Annotated in this window: 18 protein-coding genes and 1 pseudogene; 10 read left to right on the top strand and 9 right to left on the bottom strand. The window is 63.8% G+C overall.

The features are described 5' to 3' along the window. Positions 1-133 precede the first annotated feature (133 nt). Positions 134-1,325 (bottom strand): annotated as a pseudogene (locus tag ACVISU_RS31325) (MFS transporter). A 75-nt stretch (positions 1,326-1,400) separates the two neighbouring features. On the opposite strand from ACVISU_RS31325, the gene ACVISU_RS31320 reads away from it, so the two are divergent. After that, a complete protein-coding gene (locus tag ACVISU_RS31320) occupies positions 1,401-2,201 on the top strand; it encodes an AraC family transcriptional regulator (protein ID WP_050403241.1) in 801 nt (266 codons plus the stop codon). A gap of 158 nt (positions 2,202-2,359) precedes the next feature. Further along, a complete protein-coding gene (locus ACVISU_RS31315; protein ID WP_050403141.1) occupies positions 2,360-3,712 on the top strand; it encodes a malonyl-CoA decarboxylase in 1,353 nt (450 codons plus the stop codon). A gap of 36 nt (positions 3,713-3,748) precedes the next feature. Here ACVISU_RS31315 and ACVISU_RS31310 read toward each other — a convergent pair whose 3' ends face one another. From ACVISU_RS31310 to ACVISU_RS31275, 8 genes are all read right to left on the bottom strand, one after another. Beyond that, entirely contained in the window at positions 3,749-4,810 is a 1,062-nt protein-coding gene (locus ACVISU_RS31310; RefSeq protein WP_050403240.1) for a hypothetical protein, read from the bottom strand. Positions 4,811-4,976: 166 nt separating this feature from the next. Beyond that, on the bottom strand, positions 4,977-6,146 hold the full coding sequence (locus ACVISU_RS31305; protein ID WP_456709512.1) for a mandelate racemase/muconate lactonizing enzyme family protein: 1,170 nt from the start codon (positions 6,144-6,146) through the stop codon (positions 4,977-4,979). A 130-nt stretch (positions 6,147-6,276) separates the two neighbouring features. After that, positions 6,277-6,537: a DUF3297 family protein gene (locus ACVISU_RS31300; protein WP_050403139.1), complete on the bottom strand. Its 261-nt coding sequence runs from the start codon at positions 6,535-6,537 to the stop codon at positions 6,277-6,279. Beyond that, positions 6,534-7,010, bottom strand: coding sequence for a glutathione peroxidase (locus tag ACVISU_RS31295; protein ID WP_456709511.1), 477 nt, complete (start codon positions 7,008-7,010; stop codon positions 6,534-6,536). The genes ACVISU_RS31300 and ACVISU_RS31295 overlap by 4 nt, the downstream gene beginning before the upstream one ends. Position 7,011: 1 nt before the next feature. Further along, positions 7,012-8,403 carry an amidase family protein gene (locus ACVISU_RS31290; protein ID WP_456709510.1) on the bottom strand — a complete coding sequence of 464 codons (1,392 nt, stop codon included), beginning with the start codon at positions 8,401-8,403 and terminating at the stop codon, positions 7,012-7,014. Between the two features lie 72 nt (positions 8,404-8,475). Further along, complete coding sequence (locus tag ACVISU_RS31285; RefSeq protein WP_456709509.1) at positions 8,476-9,045, bottom strand: c-type cytochrome; 570 nt, start codon at positions 9,043-9,045, stop codon at positions 8,476-8,478. 115 nt (positions 9,046-9,160) lie between these two features. Further along, positions 9,161-10,417 (bottom strand): PQQ-dependent sugar dehydrogenase, encoded by a 1,257-nt coding sequence (locus tag ACVISU_RS31280; RefSeq protein WP_456709508.1) that lies wholly within the window; start codon positions 10,415-10,417, stop codon positions 9,161-9,163. 167 nt (positions 10,418-10,584) lie between these two features. After that, positions 10,585-10,842: a DUF6894 family protein gene (locus ACVISU_RS31275; RefSeq protein WP_050402107.1), complete on the bottom strand. Its 258-nt coding sequence runs from the start codon at positions 10,840-10,842 to the stop codon at positions 10,585-10,587. A gap of 325 nt (positions 10,843-11,167) precedes the next feature. Here ACVISU_RS31275 and pqqA point away from each other — a divergent pair, with 325 nt between their 5' ends. The 8 genes from pqqA (at position 11,168) to ACVISU_RS31235 (ending at position 19,693) form a co-directional block, all read left to right on the top strand. Beyond that, positions 11,168-11,248 carry a pyrroloquinoline quinone precursor peptide PqqA gene (gene pqqA, locus ACVISU_RS31270; RefSeq protein ID WP_035635412.1) on the top strand — a complete coding sequence of 27 codons (81 nt, stop codon included), beginning with the start codon at positions 11,168-11,170 and terminating at the stop codon, positions 11,246-11,248. 149 nt (positions 11,249-11,397) lie between these two features. Continuing rightward, positions 11,398-12,327: a pyrroloquinoline quinone biosynthesis protein PqqB gene (pqqB, locus tag ACVISU_RS31265; protein WP_456709507.1), complete on the top strand. Its 930-nt coding sequence runs from the start codon at positions 11,398-11,400 to the stop codon at positions 12,325-12,327. Positions 12,328-12,347: 20 nt separating this feature from the next. Further along, on the top strand, positions 12,348-13,103 hold the full coding sequence (pqqC, locus tag ACVISU_RS31260; RefSeq protein ID WP_456710942.1) for a pyrroloquinoline-quinone synthase PqqC: 756 nt from the start codon (positions 12,348-12,350) through the stop codon (positions 13,101-13,103). Positions 13,104-13,113: 10 nt separating this feature from the next. Beyond that, complete coding sequence (gene pqqD / locus ACVISU_RS31255) at positions 13,114-13,422, top strand: pyrroloquinoline quinone biosynthesis peptide chaperone PqqD (protein WP_456709506.1); 309 nt, start codon at positions 13,114-13,116, stop codon at positions 13,420-13,422. Then, a complete protein-coding gene (pqqE, locus tag ACVISU_RS31250; protein ID WP_456709505.1) occupies positions 13,419-14,639 on the top strand; it encodes a pyrroloquinoline quinone biosynthesis protein PqqE in 1,221 nt (406 codons plus the stop codon). Before pqqD ends, pqqE begins: the two co-directional genes overlap by 4 nt. Then, positions 14,629-15,603, top strand: coding sequence for a prolyl aminopeptidase (pip, locus tag ACVISU_RS31245; protein WP_456709504.1), 975 nt, complete (start codon positions 14,629-14,631; stop codon positions 15,601-15,603). The genes pqqE and pip overlap by 11 nt, the downstream gene beginning before the upstream one ends. 510 nt (positions 15,604-16,113) lie before the next feature. After that, positions 16,114-17,616, top strand: coding sequence for an ATPase domain-containing protein (locus ACVISU_RS31240; protein ID WP_456709503.1), 1,503 nt, complete (start codon positions 16,114-16,116; stop codon positions 17,614-17,616). Further along, complete coding sequence (locus ACVISU_RS31235; protein WP_456709502.1) at positions 17,609-19,693, top strand: ATP-binding protein; 2,085 nt, start codon at positions 17,609-17,611, stop codon at positions 19,691-19,693. The genes ACVISU_RS31240 and ACVISU_RS31235 overlap by 8 nt, the downstream gene beginning before the upstream one ends. The last annotated feature ends 75 nt before the right edge of the window (positions 19,694-19,768 follow it).

Genomic DNA, 19,768 nt, shown 5'->3' with positions numbered 1-19,768 from the left:
ACCACACCTGCGGGTTGGAACAAAGTTCGCGAAGCGTGACCAAGTCACGAATGCCGGCAGGCCCCGATCAGCGCACCCGCTCGCCGACGGGTGCGCTTTGCCTCGACGGCAACGGCGCGCGGGACGCCCGGCATCAGCCCCCTTGCGGGGCCGGGGTGCGGATCTCGCGCGGCAGGATGATCGCGGCCGCAATCGCCAACAGGCACAGCGCCGCGAAGGCGCGCAGCATCATGGAGAAGCCGCCCTGGTCGTACAGCCATGCCACCAGGCCGACGGAAGCGCCCGCCCGCGGTGAAGCCGACGAAATAACGCACCGCATAGGCGCGCGAGCGCCATTCCTCCGTCGTGTACTTGCCGACCATGGCGTCGTTCACCGTGACCTGGCCGAACGCGCCCATCACGATGCCGATCGAGACCACGATCAGCGGCAGGTTGGACAGGCTCGCCGCCAGGTAGAGGAACGGTGCCAACATGAACGACAGCGGCAGCGCCACCGTCTTCAGCGAATGCCGGTCGAGCAGCTTGCCGATGGTGTACTGCGTCATCGCACCGAACACATACACCCCGGCCGCGATCACGCCGAGCAGCGCCGGGCTTTTGGTCAGATCGGCGAGCCGTTCGGCGAACAGCTTTGGCAGCGCCACCGTCACCGCGTTGAACGTCGTCGAAATCGCGATCACCACGATCAAGAGCGACAACACCACCCGCCACATGTCTTCCTTGGCGACGCGCACCTGCGCCGCGGCCTGTTTGGTGCCCTTGCGGTCCTCATGCACCACGGTCATCGCAAAGGCGATGCCGATCAGCACGGTGACCGCGCCGGGCACGATGAAGGCCCAGCGCCAGCCGAGATACTGGCCGATCACGCCGGTGACCAGCGCCGACGAGGCGACCCCGAGATTGCCCCAGACGCCGTTGATGCCCATCTGGGCGCCGAGCTTCTCGGCATAGGACACGATCATCGCGGTGCCGACCGGATGGTAGATCGAGGCGAAGATGCCGATCGAAAGCAGTGCCGCGCCGAGTTGCAGCGGCGTCTGCACGAAGCCGACCGAGATCATCGACAGGCCGATGCCGACGAAGAAGATCACCATCATGTGGCGGCGGCTCCAGCGATCGCCGAGCCAGCCAGTGACCAGCGAGCCGGCGCCGAACGCGATGAAGCCCGGCGTCGCATAGGGCAAGAGTTCCGAATAGGCCATGCCGAGCGCCGGGCCCATGATGATGACGGCGGCCGCGAAGATCAGCATCGCATAATGGTCGATGAAATGGCCGGCGTTGACGAAGCTGATCACCCGGCTCGGATTATTGCTTGGACTGTTCATAGGCACGTCTTTTCACGCGATTCTTCAATTGCTCGAAAATAGGTTATAGGTGCTTGCCCTGACGGGATGTCGCCAATGACTATCGCTGAGCCGCCAATAAGAGCCCTCCACAAGGACCGGCGCGTCACCGGCGACGGCGTGCATCTGGTGGCGCGCTCCTATGAGAAGGGCATCCGGCTCGAGGCCCACATGCACCGCGAGGCACAGCTGGTCTATGCCGCGAGCGGCACCATGCAGGTGACGACGCCGAAGGGCCGCTGGCTGGTGCCGCCGGACCGCGCGGTGTGGGTCCCCGCGCTGCTTCCGCATGCGATCGACGTGCTCGCCGACATCGAGATGCGCACGCTTTATTTCGACCAGGCCTGGCTCGCGCGCGAGAAGCGCAGCAACAGCCTCGGCCATGAATTCGTGGTGCGGGTGTCGCCGTTGGTGCACCAGGCGATCCTTGCGCTGTTCGACGCCGCATGCGGACGCGAGCGCACCGACCTCCTGATCAGGCTGGTGATGCTGGAACTGCACCAGGCCGAGGATTCCGCGACCTTCATTCCGCTGCCGCAGGAGCCGCGCTGCCGCCGCGCCGCGGACATCGTGCTGTCCGATCCGACCAGGGACCACGAGATCGATGCGCTGGCGCGCACGGTCGGCACCTCGGCACGGACGCTGTCGCGCCTGTTCGCTGCGGAGACGCAACTGTCCTTCAAGAGCTGGTGCCAGCGCGCCCGTATCGCGGCCGCGATCGAACGCCTCTCGACCAACGCAAACGTTTCGGTCAAGCAGGTCGCCTCCGACCTCGGTTATGCCAGCGTGCCGGCGTTCTCCCACGCGTTCCGCCAGGTTACCGGCAAGACACCGACCGCGTTCGCGGAGAAAACGTGAACGGGATTTGTCGCCGCACGCAGCGACGACGAATTATACCGCTGTCGGGCTGCGACATATTTCCGTACGATCCAAGCGCTTGATTGCATTCCTGCCGACCTTAAATCCCGTGTAAGGTCCGGCTTCACTGGATACGACCCGCTGGATACGAACTGCCCATGGCCAACGCCTTCTTCTCCGATCTGCTCTCGACGATTTCCGAACGCGGCCGCGTCCTGCTCGGCCGCGCCAGCCCGGCCGACGACAAGCAGGATGCGTCCGAACTGCTGGAATTGTGCGAGGCGCTGCTGTCCGGCCGCGGCGAGGCCTCCGGCACCGCGATGGCGCGCGAAGTGCTCGACCGCTACCACCACCTCGACGCCGCCGGGCGGCTGTCGTTCTTCCAGACGCTGGCGCGCGACTTCGGCCCCGATCACGCCAGGCTGGCGCAGGCGATCGAGAGCTGGCGCGCCAAAGCCAACGGCGAGGACGCCAGCGACCTGCATTTCGCGTCCGAGCCGCGTCGCCAGGAATTGATCCGGCGGCTCAACCGCGCACCGGGCGGCACCGGCGAGCTGGTGTCGATCCGCTCGGATCTGCTTTCACTGATGAAGGGCAACAAGGACCTTGCCGCGCTCGATCGCGACGTGGTGCATCTGCTCTCATCCTGGTTCAACAGGGGATTCCTCGTGCTGCGCAGGATAGACTGGTCGTCGCCGGCCAATATTCTGGAGAAGATCATCCGCTATGAGGCCGTGCACGAGATCCGCGACTGGGACGATCTGCGCCGCCGCATCGATCCGGTCGATCGCCGCTGCTACGCGTTCTTCCACCCGGCGCTGGCCGACGAGCCGCTGATCTTCGTCGAGGTCGCGCTGACCGAAGCCATCCCAGGCGCGATCGCGCCGCTGCTGGCGGAAGAGCGCGAGCCGGTGCCGGTCGAGCGAGCCCGCACCGCGGTGTTCTATTCGATCTCCAACACCCAGCGCGGGCTCGGCGGCATCTCGTTCGGCAGCTTCCTGATCAAGCAGGTGGTCGAGGAACTGCGCCGCGAATTGCCCAAGCTCGACAATTTCGTGACGCTGTCGCCGGTGCCGGGCTTCATGCAGTGGGTGAAGCAGGCCGACGACGTGCCGCTGACGGATGAAGACCGTCAGCTGCTGGAAAGCCTCGGCAAGCCGGACTGGTTCGAGAACGCCGAGCTCGCCACGCAGCTGCGCGCCGTGCTGGAGCCGCTCGCCGCCTACTACTTCCTCAAGGCGCGTACGCCGAAGGGACGGCAGATCGATTCAGTCGCGCGCTTCCATCTCGGCAACGGCGCCCGGCTGGAGCGGATCAACTGGCTCGGCGACCTCTCGCCCAAGGGCCTGCGCGAATCCGCCGGCGTCATGGTCAACTATCTCTACCGCCTCGACGACATCGAGAAGAACCACGAGGCCTATGCCAACAACGGCGAGGTGATCGCCTCCAGCGCGGTGAAGAAGCTGTTGAAGGGCGAAGGCCGGCGGCTGCTGGACATGCGGCTGTCGTAGGCGACAGCCGCGTTCTCGATGATGAACGCGCAGCGATCATGCGGTCGCGGAGCGCGGCCGCAGCCCGGCCGGCAGATGCGCCGCGAGCCAGGCGGCGATCGCATGCTCGTTGCGATGGTAGAGCAGGCCCGCGGCGATCACCGCAATTCCGATCAGCGACAGCGAGAACGGAAACCACAGCGAGTCCTTGAAGACGACGTCGGCGAGATGTCCGAGATAGATGCAGATGCCGAACGCGCCGAACACCGCATACGCGCGCCGCATCAGGATCACGGCGATCGCGATGAGACCGACATTGAGCAGGCAATAGAGCGCTTTCGAGAGTTCGGTTGAACTCGAGGACGCGGTAATGCCGCCCCAGAACGCCATCAGGCCGAACAGATGCAGCCAGAACGCAAAGTCGCCATTGCGGCTGCGATAATCGACGATCAAGGCCACCGCGAGCACGGCCAATCCGAACCACACCGACACCCGGCGCCGCATCTCGAAGTCGGCATAATTCGAGCCGCTGAACCACGGCGCCAGATCCATCGACATGAACCACAGCGCGAACGCGATGATCGCGACGATGAAGGCGAAGCGGAAGTAGCGCAGCGCAACGACGCCGGCGGCGACGGTTGCGATCTCCATGAAGATCCAGCTGCCCTTCACCCAGATGTAGAAGTCCTGCACGGTTCCGGGCTTGCCGAACTTGCCCCACCAGCCGAGCTCGTCCTGGATGCCGTAGACCGCGAGCGGCGCCATCGAAACCGCGATCGCGATCAGCAAGCCGCCGGGAACCCGCAGATTCTTGCCGTACCAGAGGTGGTGACCGGCCACAGTGAAGGCAGTGGCATAGGCGATCGCGCAGGCCGTCAGCGCCCGGCCGCCCATCTGGGTGAACGCCAGGGTCGAGAACAGTCCCATGGCGCCGATCACGATCAGTGCGCCGGCGTACCAGAGCACGTGGGCGGCATCGAACCGGGCCGCCGGAGCTGCCTCGCCGGCCGGGCCCTGCCCTTCATGGCTTGCCAGGAAGGCGAGCAACCGGTCCAGATCAGCGGCGCTGATCACCCCGGCATCGGCGGCGTCCCGGAGATTCTTCGCTGAATATGGCATGCGGCTATCCTCGTGGCCGGTTCGGGCGCCTGCTCCGGTGCCCTGGCAGAGGCGCCTCTGCTCCATGAGTATACCGAAACGTGAGCAACGTTCAATAATTTATTGAGCGTCGCTCAAAAGATTTTGCGAGCAGACTCGGCCTCCCGGGTGGCCGGACAGGCACTCCCTACTCCGCCAGCGCCTTCATCTCCCTGTAGAGATCCGACTTGCCCTCGAAGCCGATGCCGGGGAGGTCGGGCATCACGATGTGGCCAGCCTCGACGCGCACGCCGTCCGGGAACCCGCCATAGGGCTGGAACAGGTCGGGATAGCTCTCATTGCCGCCGAGGCCGAGCCCAGCCGCGATGTTGAGCGACATCTGGTGGCCGCCATGCGGGATGCAGCGGCTCGGCGACCAGCCATGGGTCTTCAGTACGGCGAGCGTGCGCTGATATTCGCAGAGCCCGTAGGACAGCGCGCAATCGAACTGCAACCAGTCGCGGTCCGGCCGCATGCCGCCGTAGCGGATCAGGTTGCGCGCATCCTGATGGCTGAACAGGTTCTCGCCGGTCGCCATCGCCCCCGGATAGAATTCGGCCAGCGCGGCCTGCAACGCATAATCGAGCGGGTCGCCGGCCTCCTCGTACCAGAACAGTGGATACTCGCGCAGCATCTTGGCATAGGCGATCGCGGTCTCCAGATCGAAGCGGCCGTTGGCGTCGACTGCGAGCTGCGCCTCGCTGCCGATCTCCTTCAGCACCGCCTCGATCCGCTCGCGGTCCTCGGCAAGCGGCGCGCCGCCGATCTTCATCTTCACGACGTTGTAGCCGCGGTCGAGATAGCCGCGCATTTCCTTGCGGAGCGCGCCGAGGTCCTTGCCCGGATAGTAATAGCCGCCGGCCGCATAGACGAAGACGCGCGGATTGGCGGTCAGGCCGTGGCGCTCGGCGAGCAGCCGGAACAGCGGCTTGCCGGCGATCTTGGCCACCGCGTCCCACACCGCCATGTCGATGGTGCCGACCGCGACCGAACGCTCGCCATGGCCGCCCGGCTTCTCGTTCGACATCAGCGTCGACCAGACCTTGTCCGGATCGAGGTTGGCGCCGGAGGGATCGAGCAGCGATGTCGGATCAGCCTCGAGCAAACGCGGCGCAAAGCGCTCGCGGATCAGACCGCCCTGCCCGTAACGGCCATTGGAATTGAAGCCGTAGCCGATCACCCGCCTGCCGTCGCGCACCACGTCGGTGACCACGGCGACCAGGCTCGAGGTCATCTTGCTGAAGTCGATATAGGCGTTGCGGATCGGCGAGGAGATCGGCTTCGTCACCTCGCGGACGTCGACGATGCGGACGGACATTGGGGAGCTCGTTGAGTTAGGCTTGATCCTCATCGTCATTGCGAGGAGCGAAGCGACGAAGCAATCCATTTCTCAGCGAGCGGAGGCATGGATTGCTTCGCTTCGCTCGCAATGACGGCGGGGGTGTCCGTCAGGACTTCGTCTTGTCCCGGAAATACGGCTCGACCGGCCCGTGCACCTTGATGGTCAGCGGATTGCCGTAGCGGTCCTTGGCATTGCCGGCCGTGACCCGCACCCAGCCTTCGCTGATGCAGTACTCCTCGACATTGGTCTTCTCCGCACCCTTGAAGCGGATGCCGACATCACGCGCGAGAATCTCCGCATTGTAGTACGGGCTGTTCGGATCGACCGAGAGGCGGTCGGGGAACTGGTCGTTGGTGTCGTCGCTCATAGCAGCGCCTCGATTTCCTTCTTCAATCCTTCGGGCCGGGCGGTCGGCGCATGCCGCGCCACGACCTTGCCGGCGCGATCGACCAGGAACTTGGTGAAGTTCCATTTGATCGCAGGCCCGAGCAGGCCCGACTTCTCACGTTTCAGGTGTTCGTACAATGGATGCGCGCCTGAGCCGTTGACGTCGATCTTGGCGAACATCGGGAACGTCACGGCGTAGTTGGTCTCGCAGAACGCGGCGATCTGCTTGGCATCGCCCGGCTCCTGCGCGCCGAACTGGTTGCAGGGGAATCCGAGCACCGCGAAGCCGCGCGGCGACAGGCCGGCGTGCAGCTCCTGCAGGCCCTTGTATTGCGGCGTGAACCCGCAGGCGCTCGCCGTGTTCACGATCAGCAGCACCTGCCCCTCGAACTGCCGCAACGGCATGTCCTCGCCGGCGAGCGACTTGGCGGTGAAATCGTAGACCGTCGCCATCTCAAGTCACCGGATCGATCGGCGACGACGGCACGCCGCCGGCTTCCACCGCCTCACCCGCGGCAAGGCAGAGGTCCTCGCGGTAGCGGGCCGCGACCAGCTGCACGCCGACCGGAATCCGTCCCACCAGCCCGGTGGAGACGACGAGCCCGGGAAGCCCCATGAACGGGATTGCGATCTGCGGCAGTTGCGCGTGCCATACCCGCGCGAACGAGGCCTCGTCCTTGCGGTCGAGATGATCGGGGAACGGCAGCTCGCCGGACACCGGCATCAGCAGCACCGGATATTTGTCGAGGAAGGCAAACCATTCACGCGTCAGCGTGGCGCGGCGGGTCAGCGCCTGCGACAGGTCGAACGGATGCACTCTTGAGCGGACGCCGCGCAGGCAGGCCAGCGCGCCGGGATCGCCCTCACGCTCCGCGAACGCGAGCTGGGCCTCGAAGCCGTCGCCGAGCCAGAGCCGGGTCTGGATCTCGGCCGCCTCGCGCAAGGACGGCGTGTCGGGGATTTCCTCGACGATCCAGCCGGCGTCTTGCAGGCGCTTGCCCGCATCGGCCACCGCGGCGACGACCTCGGGCACCGGGTTGAGGCCATCCGGGTTGAGGCACATCGCAACGCGCTTCTCGCGCGGCGGCCCGTTGAGCGGCACCGGCGCGTACCAGGGATCGCGATAGTCCGGCGCCGACATCGCCGCGAGCGAGATGCGCAGGTCGCCAATGGTGCGCGCCAGCGGACCCGACACCGCGCTGATCTGCGGGCCGATCGGCCGCTCCGGCAATGCCGAATTGAAAGCGGGAATCCGGCCCATGCTCGGCCGCAGGCCGTGCACGCCGCAGGCATAGGCCGGATAGCGGATCGAACCGGCGATGTCGGTGCCATGCGCAATGTGGCCGATGCCGGCCGCGACCGCGGAGCCCGCGCCGCCCGACGAACCGCCCGGGGTGATGCCGGGATCGCGCGGGTTCTTGGTGTCGCCGTGAATGAGATTGGTGGTGAACCAGCGATAGGACACTGCCGGACAATTGGTGCGGCCGAGCAGCACCGCGCCGGCCTTGCGCAGATTGGCGACCACCGGATTGTCGATCTTGGCGACGACGTCGCGCTGCGCCTTCAGCCCGTTGGTGGTGGCGTAACCCTCCTGGTCGACATTGACCTTGATGGTGACAGGTACGCCGGCCAGCGGCCCGACCGCCTCGCCGCGCGCAATGGCCGCATCGACCTTCGCGGCCTGCGCCAGCACGTCGTCCGGCCGGTGATCGACCACCGCATTGATCTTCGGGTTGACCGCATCGAGCCGGGCGAGCCCGGCCTCGGCCGCCTCCTTCGCCGATACCTTTTTCGATTTGATGAGAGAGGCGAGCTCGGCCGCCGACAGACGCCAAAGATCCTGCATGAGATACTCCGTATGACGCAGGCGTTTTAGCCCCACACGAACAGCAAGGCCAGCGGTCCGCCGCCCGATGTTTCAGCGGACATGCGCGATGTAATAGGCAAGGTCGCCGATCTGCTCCTTGGTGACCGTCTGCATCACGTCAGCCATGGTGGCGTCGTAGCCGTGGCGGCTGTTGTCCTTGTATTCGGCGAGCGTCTTGGCGAGGTAGTCCTCGCGCTGGTTGGCGATGCGCGGGACGTTGTCCTTGCCCGAGAAATCGGTGTTGTGGCAGCTGTTGCAGCGGTTCTGCTGCGCCAGCGCCTGGCCGCGCGCCATCCGTGCCGGATCGCCGGCATCCGCGGGCGGCGCAGGCTTCGGCAAGGTGGCGATGAAATCGGAGAAGGCGCGCAGATCGTCGTCGGTCATCGGTTTGGCCATCTCGTTCATCGGCTCAAACACCCTGAGCTTCTCGCGAAACATGAAGAGCTGGATCAGCGCATAGGGCGCCTGCTGGCCGCCGAGCGAGGGCGTGTTCTCGGTCTCGGACGTGCCATGCTCGCCATGGCAGGCAAAGCACGCCACCGCACGCTCCTGGATGGTCTCGGCATTTGCGGAGAATGCGATGGAGGCAAGTGCCAGGGTGGCGACGATCGTTTTGTGCATTGGCGGCTCCCGGCATGTTGCGTCATTGCGAGGAGCGAAGCGACGAAGCAATCCATAGTTCCGCAAGTGGCGGTATGGATTGCTTCGCTTCGCTCGCAATGACGACGATAGGTACTTACTGGTTCGCGACCTTCGGCTTGCCGTAGCTGACGCGATAGACCGCGCCGTTCCAGTCGTCGGAGACCAGCAGCGAGCCGTCCTTCAGCAGCATCACGTCGACCGGACGGCCGACATACTTGTTGTCCTCGAGGAAGCCGGTCATGAACGGCTCGACCGACTTCACGGTGCCGTCCTTGTTCAGCTTGACGACGACGACATCGCCGCCCTGCTTCTGCGACTTGTTCCAGGAGCCGTGACGCGCGATGAAGATCGCGTTCTTGTAGGACTTCGGGAACATGTTGCCGGTGTAGAAGCGCATGCCGAGCGAAGCGGTATGCGGACCCATCAGGCCGACCGGCGGCGTATAGTCCTTGCAGGACTTACCCCAGCCGAGCTCCTGGTCGATGATGTTGCCCTGGTAGCAGTACGGCGCGCCGAAATCCTCGCCCGCCTTGGTGACGCGGTTGAGCTCGTCTTCCGGCACCGTCTCCGACAGCCAGTCGCGGCCGTTATCGGTGAAGTACATCTGCTTGGTCTCGGGATTCCAGTCGAAGCCGACCGAGTTGCGGACGCCCAGCGCGTAGACCTCGGCGCCCGAGCCGTCGAGATTCATGCGGCGGATCTGGCCGTGGTCGGCATCATGCAGCACGTTGTTGCCGGGCTGGCCGACCGGGACATAGAGCTTGTTGTCGGGGCCGATGGCGATGAACTTCCAGCCATGCGCCTCGTCCTTCGGCAGCTTGTCGTAGATCACGGTCGGCTTCGGCGGGTTGTCGAGATTGTCCTCGATCTTGTCGATCTTGGAGATCTTCGACAGCTCGGCGATGTAGAGCGTGCCGTCCTTGAAGGCGACGCCGTTCGGGCGGTAGAGGCCGGAGGCGATCACCTTGACCGAACGTTTGCCGTCCTTGTTGACGATCGCATAGACCTTGTCGACGAGCCGGCTGCCGACGAACACGGTGCCCTTGTCGCCGAGCGCCAGCGAGCGTGCATTGGCCATGCCGGCGGCATAGACCTCGACATTGAAGCCGGCCGGCACCTTGAGCTTGGCGAGCGGTAGCTTGTCCGGCGCGGAGGGCAGTGGCGGGGGAGCCACCGGCGCCAGCTTGGCGGCGGCTTCATTGTCCGGACGCCCGATCAGGGGCGAGCCCGGCGGCAGCGGCTGGGCGGCCGGCGCGGCCGCCGGTTGTTGCGCCGCAGCAGAGAGCGTGAACGCCCCGAGCATGACGCCCGCGAGCAGCAGGCTGCGCGGTACGAACGATTGTTTTTTCATGATGATCTCCCCTGGGTGGAAGCCGTTGTTGATTGCGCCATTGACGTCGAGCGGCGCGGTTCGGCTTTCCGTTCATAGTCTTGCGAATTTGTCCGGACAATTGCAATCGGAAACATGCCGAGATCGGCCAACGCATGGTTGTGGCCGCGCGTCCCTTTCGGCCTGTCTCAGTGCCTTGTCATCGAGCGGTCCGGGCGATCGAGAATCGCCTCGGTGAATGGAAATTCGAGCACGATCTCGCCCTCGTCGTCGGTGACCTCGATCACCGCGCCGAGCAGCGCGCCGTCGGCCCCTTCGGTCTTGAGCAGCTCACGAATCATGGCCCGCGCCATTTCCCACGCGCGATCCGGGTCGCGCAGGATCTCGCCGTCGGGATCGGAGATCAGCTCGTCGCCGATACGGGTATTGAAGAAATAGCGTGGCATCGGCTGAACTCGGCTCGGTTAGTCGCTTCCCGTCACCGGGAAGCACAGGATCGTCATCAGGACCTTCGGAGGATCGAACGGCCTCCGTCTCTTAGTCCAAGATCACCATTCGCCGTGTGGCGAACAACAGGAAAAAGGTCTGATGGCACCGGGTTTTGACGGGAAAAGCGCGCACAAATTTGTGACTGGCCGGAGTTCACCCTTCGCAGTGCAGCATGCCCTCGAGCAGGGCAGCTTGCGAAAAATTTAAGTGGCGAACTTTTCGAACCGCAGTAGTTTACTCTGCAGGGCGGAAAGTTCGTCCGGTTGCAACAAGGAGAGCCAAATGGCCTGGAAAGCACCGAAGATTGTCGAAGTATCGGTCGGCATGGAAATCAACATGTATATGTGCGCCACCCGCAAGTAAGCGGCGGCGCCTTATACACGTTTAGCGTTTTAGCGCAGGTGGACATCCGGGCGTGACGCGCTCCCGAGCATGGGGGTGTGTGCCTAAGCCGGGGTCCACCTCGTAACGTTTCTGGGCCCAGCCTATCAAACGTCTCCAGGGGACGGATCATGCTTCGTGTCGTCGTCCTGGGTGCCGCGGCGGGTGGCGGCGTTCCCCAGTGGAACTGCGGATGTGCCGTCTGCAGGGCGGCGCGAGGTGAGCATCCCGAACTGCAGAGCACGCAAGCCTCGATCGCGATCAGCAGCGATGGCGCGCAATGGTTCCTGGTCAACGCCTCCCCGGATCTCCGTCAGCAATTGATCGCGACGTCGCAGCTGCATCCGAAGCACGGCGCGCTGCGCCACAGCCCGATCGCGGGCGTCATCCTCACCAATGGCGAGATCGATGCCGTCGCCGGGCTGCTCTCGATGCGCGAGGGCTCGCCGTTTGCGATCTATGCGCATGAACGGGTGCTGGCGATCCTGCGCTCCAACAGCATCTTCAATGTGCTGAGCGAGAAGAACGTCGCCCGCCGGCCGATCGCGGTCGACCAGGCCTTCGAGCCGGCACTGCCCGACGGATCGCCGTCCGGGCTCGAGGTGCTGCCGTTCGAGGTTCCCGGCAAGGGCGCCTGGTATCTCGAGGGCAAGGCGCACCCGGCAGGCGCCGACGGCGTCGGCGATACGCTCGGCCTGCGTATTGCGGACAAGCAGAGCGGCAAATATTTCTACTTCCTGGCCGCCTGCGCCCGGGTGACCGACGATTTGAAATCGCGGCTCAAGGGCGCCCCGCTGGTGTTCTTCGACGGCACGGTGTGGCGCGACGACGAGCTGATCGCGGCAGGGCTTGGCAACAAGACCGGCCAGGGCATGGGACATATCGCGATGTCCGGCGATCAGGGCGCGATTGCGAGCCTCGCCGGGCTCGACATCGGACGAAAAGTGTTTTTGCATATCAACAACTCCAACCCGGCACTGCTTGGGACGTCGGCCGAACGCAAGGCGGCCGAACAGGCGGGTTGGCAGATTCCCGCCGACGGAACGGAGATCGTGCTGTGAACGCCGTGCCCACCTCTGGAATGACCGCGCTCTCGATCGGCAAGGGCATCACGCTCGACAGCGCCGAGGCGATGGAGGCGACGCTGCGCACGATCGGCGCGACGCGCTATCACAGCCTGCATCCGTTCCACCGCCTGCTGCATGGCGGCAAGCTCAACAAGGGCCAGGTCCAGGCCTGGGCGCTGAACCGCTATTATTACCAGAGCACGATCCCGCTGAAGGACGCGATGGTGATGACACGCTTCCGCGACCGCATGACGCGGGTCGAGTGGCGCCATCGCATCGAGGATCATGACGGCGATCTCGGCAGCGAAGGCGGCATCGAGCGCTGGCTGAAGCTGACCGAAGGGCTCGGCCTCGACACCGCCTATGTCGAGTCCACCGAAGGCATCCTGCCGGCGACGCGCTTTGCCGTGGAAGCCTATGTGCATTTCTGCCGCGACCGCACGCCGCTGGAGGCGATCGCCTCCTCGCTCACCGAATTGTTCGCGCCGAACCTGCACGAGGAGCGCATCTCGGGGATGCTCAAGCACTACGACTTCGTCAATCCCGACATCATGAGCTATTTCAGCCGCCGCCTGACCCAGGCGCCGCGCGACGCCGGCTTCGCGCTCGACTACGTCAAGCAGCACGCCAGGACGCCCGCCGAGCGCGAGGCGGTGTGCAACGCGCTGATCTTCAAGACCAACGTGCTGTGGGTGCAGCTCGATGCGCTGTATCACGCCTATGTCGAAGGCCACATTCCGCCCGGTGCCTTCGTGCCCAAAGCGGGCTAGGGACGCTATCATGGCCAGCCGCAACATCAGTGTCAGCGAGACCAGCCGGCCGAAACTGCCGCGGCACACCAAGCTGAAATTCGACGAGACGCGGCAGGTCTGGGTGATCCTGGCGCCGGAGCGCGTGCTGGCGCCCGACGAAATCGCGGTCGAGGTGCTGCAGCTCTGCGACGGCGTGCGCAGCGTCGCCCAGATGGTGGACCAGCTCGCGGAAAAATACGCAGCCCCACGCGAGGCGATCTTAACCGACGTGGTCGCGATGCTGCAGGATCTGGCCGACAAGGGCTTTCTCACCGAAGCGCGCGAGAGCACAGCATGACTGACACGCTCGCCGGCAACAAGACAGCGACGGCAGGCCCGGCCGACGGGCTCGCCGTGCTCGAGCAAACCCGGTCGGCGGCCGAGACCTACGGCATCCCGCTCGCGGTGCTGCTCGAGGTCACCCACCGCTGCCCGCTGCAATGCCCGTATTGCTCCAACCCGGTCGAGCTCGACCGCGGCTCGACCGAGCTCAGCACCGAGGAATGGAAGAAGGTGCTGAGCGAGCTTGCCGAGCTCGGCGTATTGCAGGTCCATTTCTCCGGCGGCGAGCCGACCGCGCGCAAGGACATCGTCGAGCTGGTGCAGCACGCATCCGATGTCGGGCTCTATTCCAACCTGATCACCTCGGCGGTGCTGCTGACCAAAGACAAGCTGTCGGCGCTGGCCGATGCCGGCCTCAGCCATGTGCAGATCAGTTTTCAAGGCAACGAGCCCAACGTCGCCGACCGCGTCGCAGGGCTGAAGGACGCGCACAAGAAGAAGCTCGAGGTCGCGAAATGGACCCGCGAGCTCGACATGCCGCTGACGGTCAATGCGGTGATGCACCGGCAGAACCTGCATCAACTGCCCGACATCATCCAGATGGCGGTCGACCTCGACGCCGACCGGCTCGAAGTCGCCAACGTGCAGTATTACGGGTGGGCGCTGAAGAACCGCGCCGCGCTGATGCCGACCATCGCGCAGATCGAGGAAACCAGCCGCATCGTCGAGGACGCACAGGTGCGCCTGAAGGGCACGCTCGCGATCGACTATGTGGTGCCGGACTACTACGCGCTGCGGCCGAAGAAGTGCATGGGCGGCTGGGGCCGCCAGTTCTTCAACATCTCGCCGGCCGGCAAGGTGCTGCCCTGCCACGCCGCCGAAAGCATCACCGGGCTGGAATTCGAATCGGTGCGCTCGAACCATTCGATCGCCTGGATCTGGCAGAACTCGGAGGCCTTCAACCGCTATCGCGGCACCGGCTGGATGCCGGAGCCGTGCAAATCCTGCGAATTCCGCGAGGTCGACTACGGCGGCTGCCGCTGCCAGGCCTTCGCGCTGACCGGCGATGCCGGCAACACCGACCCGGCCTGCGCGCTGTCGCCGCGGCACGAGGAGATCTTCAAGCAGGCCGAGCGGGAATCCGCCGGCACGCAGAACCGCTTCCTCTATCGCAATTTTGCCGGCGGCACGCTGGAGACGAACGAACGTCAGGACGATCCTCATGGCGCCTGACGCTGATGCCGGTAAGGCTGCGAGGCGCGCCGATCCGTTTGCTCCGCTGACGTCGGAATGGCTCGATGTCGGCGACGGCCACGAGCTCCATGTCGAGAGCGTCGGGCGCGAGGGCGGCATCCCCGCGGTCTATCTGCATGGCGGTCCCGGCAGCGGCTGCCAGCCGGATCATCGCCGGCTGTTCGATCCCGAACGCTTTCACGCGGTGCTGTTCGACCAGCGCGGCTGCGGCCGCAGCCGGCCGAAGGGCAGCCGCGAGCACAACACGACGCAGCATCTGATCGCCGACCTGGAGAAGATCCGGGAGCGTTTCGGCTTCGCGCGCTGGATGGTGGTCGGCGGCTCCTGGGGCGCGACGCTGGCGCTGGCCTATGCACAAGCGCATCCCGAGCGGGTCAGCGGGCTGGTGCTGCGCGCGACGTTTCTCGGCACCAGTGAAGAGCTGGAAGACGTGTTCCTGCGCGCTTTGCCGCGCTTCTATCCCGGCCTCTACGAAGACTTCCTCAACGTCCTGCCCGAGGCCGAACGTGCGGCGCCGCTCGCCGCCTATTACCGCCGCATCCTCGATCCCGACGCCGCCGTACATGCACCGGCCGCGCGCGCCTGGCACGACACCGAGCGCACGCTATCGGAGCACACGCCAAAGCAGACGCGGCTCAACCTCTCGAACACGACGGGCGCCCTGCCCTCGACGCCGTTCATGGAGGCGCACTACTTCGCCAACGATTGCTTCATGCGGCCGAACCAACTGATGGAGGAGGCCGGCAAACTCGCCGGCATTCCCGGCATCCTGGTGCAGGGCCGCTATGATCTGCTGTGCCCGCCCGCGACATCGCACGCGCTCGCCGCGCGCTGGCCCGGCAGCGAAGTCCGCATCATCGATGGCGCCGGCCACATCCTCTACGACCCCGGCATCCGCAATGCCGTGATGAAGGCGATCGCGGATTTGGCGGCGAGACAATGACTACGCGCGCGCTCATAAACTGAATCGCCCGCACGGCCCATTGCTTGGACTTTGATGGCGACCTGAGCTCCGACGGGTCTGTTGGGTTTGTGGTGCAAGGTCGTTTGCGGCCTTGTCTGTCCAATCGGGATTGTGACAAGCCAGCCGGCGCGATCGACAAGATCGGGCCGTGCGATTTCATGCGCGGCCCCAGATTCCGGCTGCCCCTCTCCCACCTGCCGAATGGGTGGCCCCACGAAAATGTTCCGCCGTTAACCGACCGAATGGCCGAAATAGAGTTCCTTGTCTGAGGGAGCCAATCGCCGTCGCGCGCGTTCTGTTCCAGGAACAATGAAGGACAGGAGCATGGGTTTGAGCAGGATCGTCCTCTCTGACTCACACCTCAGAGGCGATGGTTGTGTTCACTAGTGAACATTTTGATCGGCGGCGGGCGACGTACCTTGGCAGCAGCCTTTTGCCTCTGCCGTCGTGTGCAGAACAACAAATATTGAGCCAGATACCAAACGCGCCATGGATCACACACGCAATCGCATTTCGACCGGAAACGCTGGTCTGGACTATATCCTTCGTGGCGGCTTGCCACGCAACCGCTTGTACCTTGTCGAGGGAACGCCCGGTTCGGGCAAAACTACGCTCGCACTCGAATTTCTCCAGGACGGTCAATCCGAGAATGAGCGGGTGCTCTACATCACATTGTCGGAAACGAAGGAAGAACTCGAGGTCGTCGCGGCCTCGCACGGTTGGAATCTGAGCGGAACTGATATTTTTGAACTGAGCGCTGCCGACGAAGTCCTCGGTCCAGGAAGAGATCAGTCGATACTCCATAGCTGGGAGATTGAGCTTGGAGAAACGATCAAGCTCATCAAGGCGCGGGTCGAGGAGATCAAGCCGACAAGGGTCGTGTTCGACAGTCTTTCCGAGATGCGGCTGCTCGCCCAGGATCCACTCCGATATCGGCGGCAGCTTCTCGTTCTGAAGCAATTTTTCTCCGGTCTCAGTACAACGGTCTTGCTGGTGGACGACTTGACCGGGTCAGGCGGCAATTTGGATAATCACTTACACAGCCTTTGCCACGGCGTGGTTACCCTGTCGCGGCTAACGCTGGACTTTGGCGCAGCACGGCGACGGCTTCAGGTTCAAAAACTTCGCGGCGTCGATTTCATCGCGGGATTTCATGATTTCGTCATTCGTCGTGGCGGCTTGGATATTTTTCCTCGACTGGTCGCAGCCGAGCATGAGATCGCAAACTCGCATGAACTCGTTGGTAGTGGCATACCGGAACTTGATGCGCTGCTGAATGGCGGCCCTGCGCGCGGCACAGGAGTGCTTATCACCGGGCCTTCCGGCGCAGGAAAGACGACTCTCGGGCTGCAATACCTTGCTGCCGCTTGCGAGAGAGGAGAGAAGGCAACGGTCTATCAATTCGACGAGCGCACCGACACCCTTCTCGCACGTGCGGAAGCAATGGGCCTCAACCTTCGAGCGTGCATCGACAGCGGGCAGCTTGTCGTTCGGCAGATCGACCCTGCCGAGATATCGCCAGGCGAGTTCGCCGCCAACGTTATCAAGGAAGTTCAACAACGCTCCATCAAGATCCTCATGATCGACAGCCTCAGCGGCTACGTCGCCGCGATGCCGCAGGAGCAGCAACTCATTCTGCAACTTCACGAACTCCTGTCCTATCTCAGCCAGTCCGGCGTCCTGACACTGATGATCAATCCCCAAACCGGCTTCTTCGGAAACATGCAGACGAATGGTTTGGATATTTCGTATTTGGCCGACACGGTCATCCTTCTCCGGTTCTTCGAGGCTGCAGGACGGATCCGGAAGGCTATCTCCGTCGTCAAGAACAGGTCCGGAAGGCACGAAGATACGATACGCGAGATGCGCATCGACGACCGAGGCGTGAGGGTCGGCGAGCCGCTGTCGGGGTTCAAGGGCGTCTTGACCGGAACGCCGGAATACATGGGCGCAGCCAATCCCCTCATGGAAGATCGCGGTTCAGGTGCATAGAACAGCCGCCGAAGGCCACCGCGTCCTGATCATCGCGCCTTACGGCCGCGATGCCGAGAGCGTATCGGGACTATTGGTGTCCCAGGGTTACGATACGAAGATCTGCGAAAGCTTCGTCGAACTCGCGCCACTGGTGGATGCTCATGCGGGCGTCGTTCTGATGACCGAGGAAGCACTCCGCGCAGACACGTCCGCGCTGCAATCCGCCTTGACGGCACAACCGGCGTGGTCGGACATTCCGTTCGTTCTGCTGTTCGGCCGACGAGCAGGACGCGAGCATCCGAATGAAGCTGTCCGCCGCAAACTGCCGCCAAGCGCAACGAATGTGGTCTTGCTCGAGAGGCCACTCAGCACCGAATCCCTGCTGAGCACGATCACGTCGGCTATGCGGGCGCGACAGCGACAATTCTTGATGCGCGATCAACTCGCGGAGCTCGAGACGCAGCGGGCCAGCTTGAGGACACTTCTCGACAATCTCCCGGTCGGGGTCGTGTTCCTTGACAAGACCGGAACCGGTCTGGTCTCGAATCCAGCATTCAAACGTTTTTCCAAGTCCGGCAAAAGCCCCGCTTTCGACTCTGCAGCGGAGCGTGAATGGCTTGCGCAGGACAGCGACGGCTCTCCGCTCTCGCGAAACCGTTTCCCGAGCGCGCGTGCACTGCAGGGCGAACATGTGACCGGGGTCGAATTTCTCTACACGGGCTTGGCAGAGGGACCAGTATGGACCCGCATCAGCAGCGTGCCAATCTTGAGAGACGACGGCGCGATCATGGGGGCGATAAGTGTCGTCGTCGACATCAACGAGCAAAAGCTTGCGCAGCAAAGGCTGGCAAAGGCTGCCGAGACCCTCGAGTTGCAGGTAGCCGAACGCACTGCGGAGCTTGAAAAGGCTTTGTCCGATCTCCGCAAGGAGACGGCAGAGCGGTCGCGGGCGGAATCCGCGCTGATCCAGGCTCAAAAAATGGAAGCTGTCGGCCAGCTTACCGGCGGCATTGCGCACGACTTCAACAACATGCTCACGGGCGTCATCGGCGCCATCGATTTGATGAAACGGCGCATTGCATCCAATCGGCTTGACGACTTGAATCGCTTCATGGATGCGGCGAGTACGTCGGCGCACCGGGCCGCCAATCTGACATCACGGCTTCTCGCCTTCTCGCGCCGGCAATCTCTCGACAGCAAACCGACCGACATCAATGCTCTGGTCCGGTCGCTCTCGGACCTGCTGCATCACACTGTGGACGAGAACATCTCGATCGCCATCGAAACCAACGAGGACGTGCCCGCCGCCATCGTGGATGCCAATCAACTCGAGAACGCCATCCTAAACCTCGCCATCAACGCGCGAGACGCGATGCCTCACGGAGGCAAGCTTACCGTCGAGACGTCCGTAGTTGACCTCGACGCGACATATACAAAGTCTCGACCAGGCATTTCGCCCGGCCGCTACGTGGTCTTGGCGGTTTCGGACACCGGTGTCGGAATGACGCCAGACCTGATCGAAAAGGTCTTTGATCCGTTCTTCACGACCAAGCCTGTGGGGCAAGGTACCGGTCTCGGTCTATCGATGGTCTACGGGTTCGCACGGCAGTCAAACGGCCAGGTCCGGATCCATTCGACGCCGGGCCAAGGCACCTCCGCGAAGATCTACCTGCCGGCCGCGGATCAAAGGGCGATCGAGACCACCGTCCATCATGAAGCGTCTCCGCAAGGAGCCGGTCAGCCCGTTCTGCTTGTCGAAGACGACCCTTCGGTTCGTCTTCTCATCGGCGAACTGCTCTCGGAGCTGGGGTACGGAACGATCGAAGCACCTGATTCTGAAACCGCAATCAAGCTGCTGGAAAGCGGCCGTCCGATAGACATGATGATTTCCGATGTTGGACTGCCCGGCATGAACGGCCGGCAACTCGCCGAAGTCGCTCGCAAGCATCACCCGAAGGTGCCGATCCTGTTCGTCACCGGCTATGCCGCAAACGCCGCCATTCGAGCCGGTTTCCTCGGAACGAACATGGCGATGATAAGCAAGCCCTTTCAGATCGAGGAACTGGCGGCGAAGATAGGTGAGATGCTGTCCTAGAAACCGGATTTAACTTCGGCATGTCGACCCGGTCGCGCATGTCGGCAATCGGCATGATTTCGGAATAATGGAAAA

The sequence above is a fragment of the Bradyrhizobium sp. USDA 4452 genome (assembly GCF_054063575.1).
The sequence above is the reverse complement of the archived record's forward strand: the minus strand, read 5'-3'. Positions and strand labels throughout refer to the sequence as shown.

Coding starts and splice junctions, on each gene's coding strand:
- ACVISU_RS31320 (WP_050403241.1), top strand. CDS start 1,401: ATGACTATCGCTGAGCCGCCAATAAGAGCCCTCCACAAGGACCGGCGC.
- ACVISU_RS31315 (WP_050403141.1), top strand. CDS start 2,360: ATGGCCAACGCCTTCTTCTCCGATCTGCTCTCGACGATTTCCGAACGC.
- ACVISU_RS31310 (WP_050403240.1), bottom strand. CDS start 4,810: ATGCCATATTCAGCGAAGAATCTCCGGGACGCCGCCGATGCCGGGGTG.
- ACVISU_RS31305 (WP_456709512.1), bottom strand. CDS start 6,146: ATGTCCGTCCGCATCGTCGACGTCCGCGAGGTGACGAAGCCGATCTCC.
- ACVISU_RS31300 (WP_050403139.1), bottom strand. CDS start 6,537: ATGAGCGACGACACCAACGACCAGTTCCCCGACCGCCTCTCGGTCGAT.
- ACVISU_RS31295 (WP_456709511.1), bottom strand. CDS start 7,010: ATGGCGACGGTCTACGATTTCACCGCCAAGTCGCTCGCCGGCGAGGAC.
- ACVISU_RS31290 (WP_456709510.1), bottom strand. CDS start 8,403: ATGCAGGATCTTTGGCGTCTGTCGGCGGCCGAGCTCGCCTCTCTCATC.
- ACVISU_RS31285 (WP_456709509.1), bottom strand. CDS start 9,045: ATGCACAAAACGATCGTCGCCACCCTGGCACTTGCCTCCATCGCATTC.
- ACVISU_RS31280 (WP_456709508.1), bottom strand. CDS start 10,417: ATGAAAAAACAATCGTTCGTACCGCGCAGCCTGCTGCTCGCGGGCGTC.
- ACVISU_RS31275 (WP_050402107.1), bottom strand. CDS start 10,842: ATGCCACGCTATTTCTTCAATACCCGTATCGGCGACGAGCTGATCTCC.
- pqqA (WP_035635412.1), top strand. CDS start 11,168: ATGGCCTGGAAAGCACCGAAGATTGTCGAAGTATCGGTCGGCATGGAA.
- pqqB (WP_456709507.1), top strand. CDS start 11,398: ATGCTTCGTGTCGTCGTCCTGGGTGCCGCGGCGGGTGGCGGCGTTCCC.
- pqqC (WP_456710942.1), top strand. CDS start 12,348: ATGACCGCGCTCTCGATCGGCAAGGGCATCACGCTCGACAGCGCCGAG.
- pqqD (WP_456709506.1), top strand. CDS start 13,114: ATGGCCAGCCGCAACATCAGTGTCAGCGAGACCAGCCGGCCGAAACTG.
- pqqE (WP_456709505.1), top strand. CDS start 13,419: ATGACTGACACGCTCGCCGGCAACAAGACAGCGACGGCAGGCCCGGCC.
- pip (WP_456709504.1), top strand. CDS start 14,629: ATGGCGCCTGACGCTGATGCCGGTAAGGCTGCGAGGCGCGCCGATCCG.
- ACVISU_RS31240 (WP_456709503.1), top strand. CDS start 16,114: ATGGATCACACACGCAATCGCATTTCGACCGGAAACGCTGGTCTGGAC.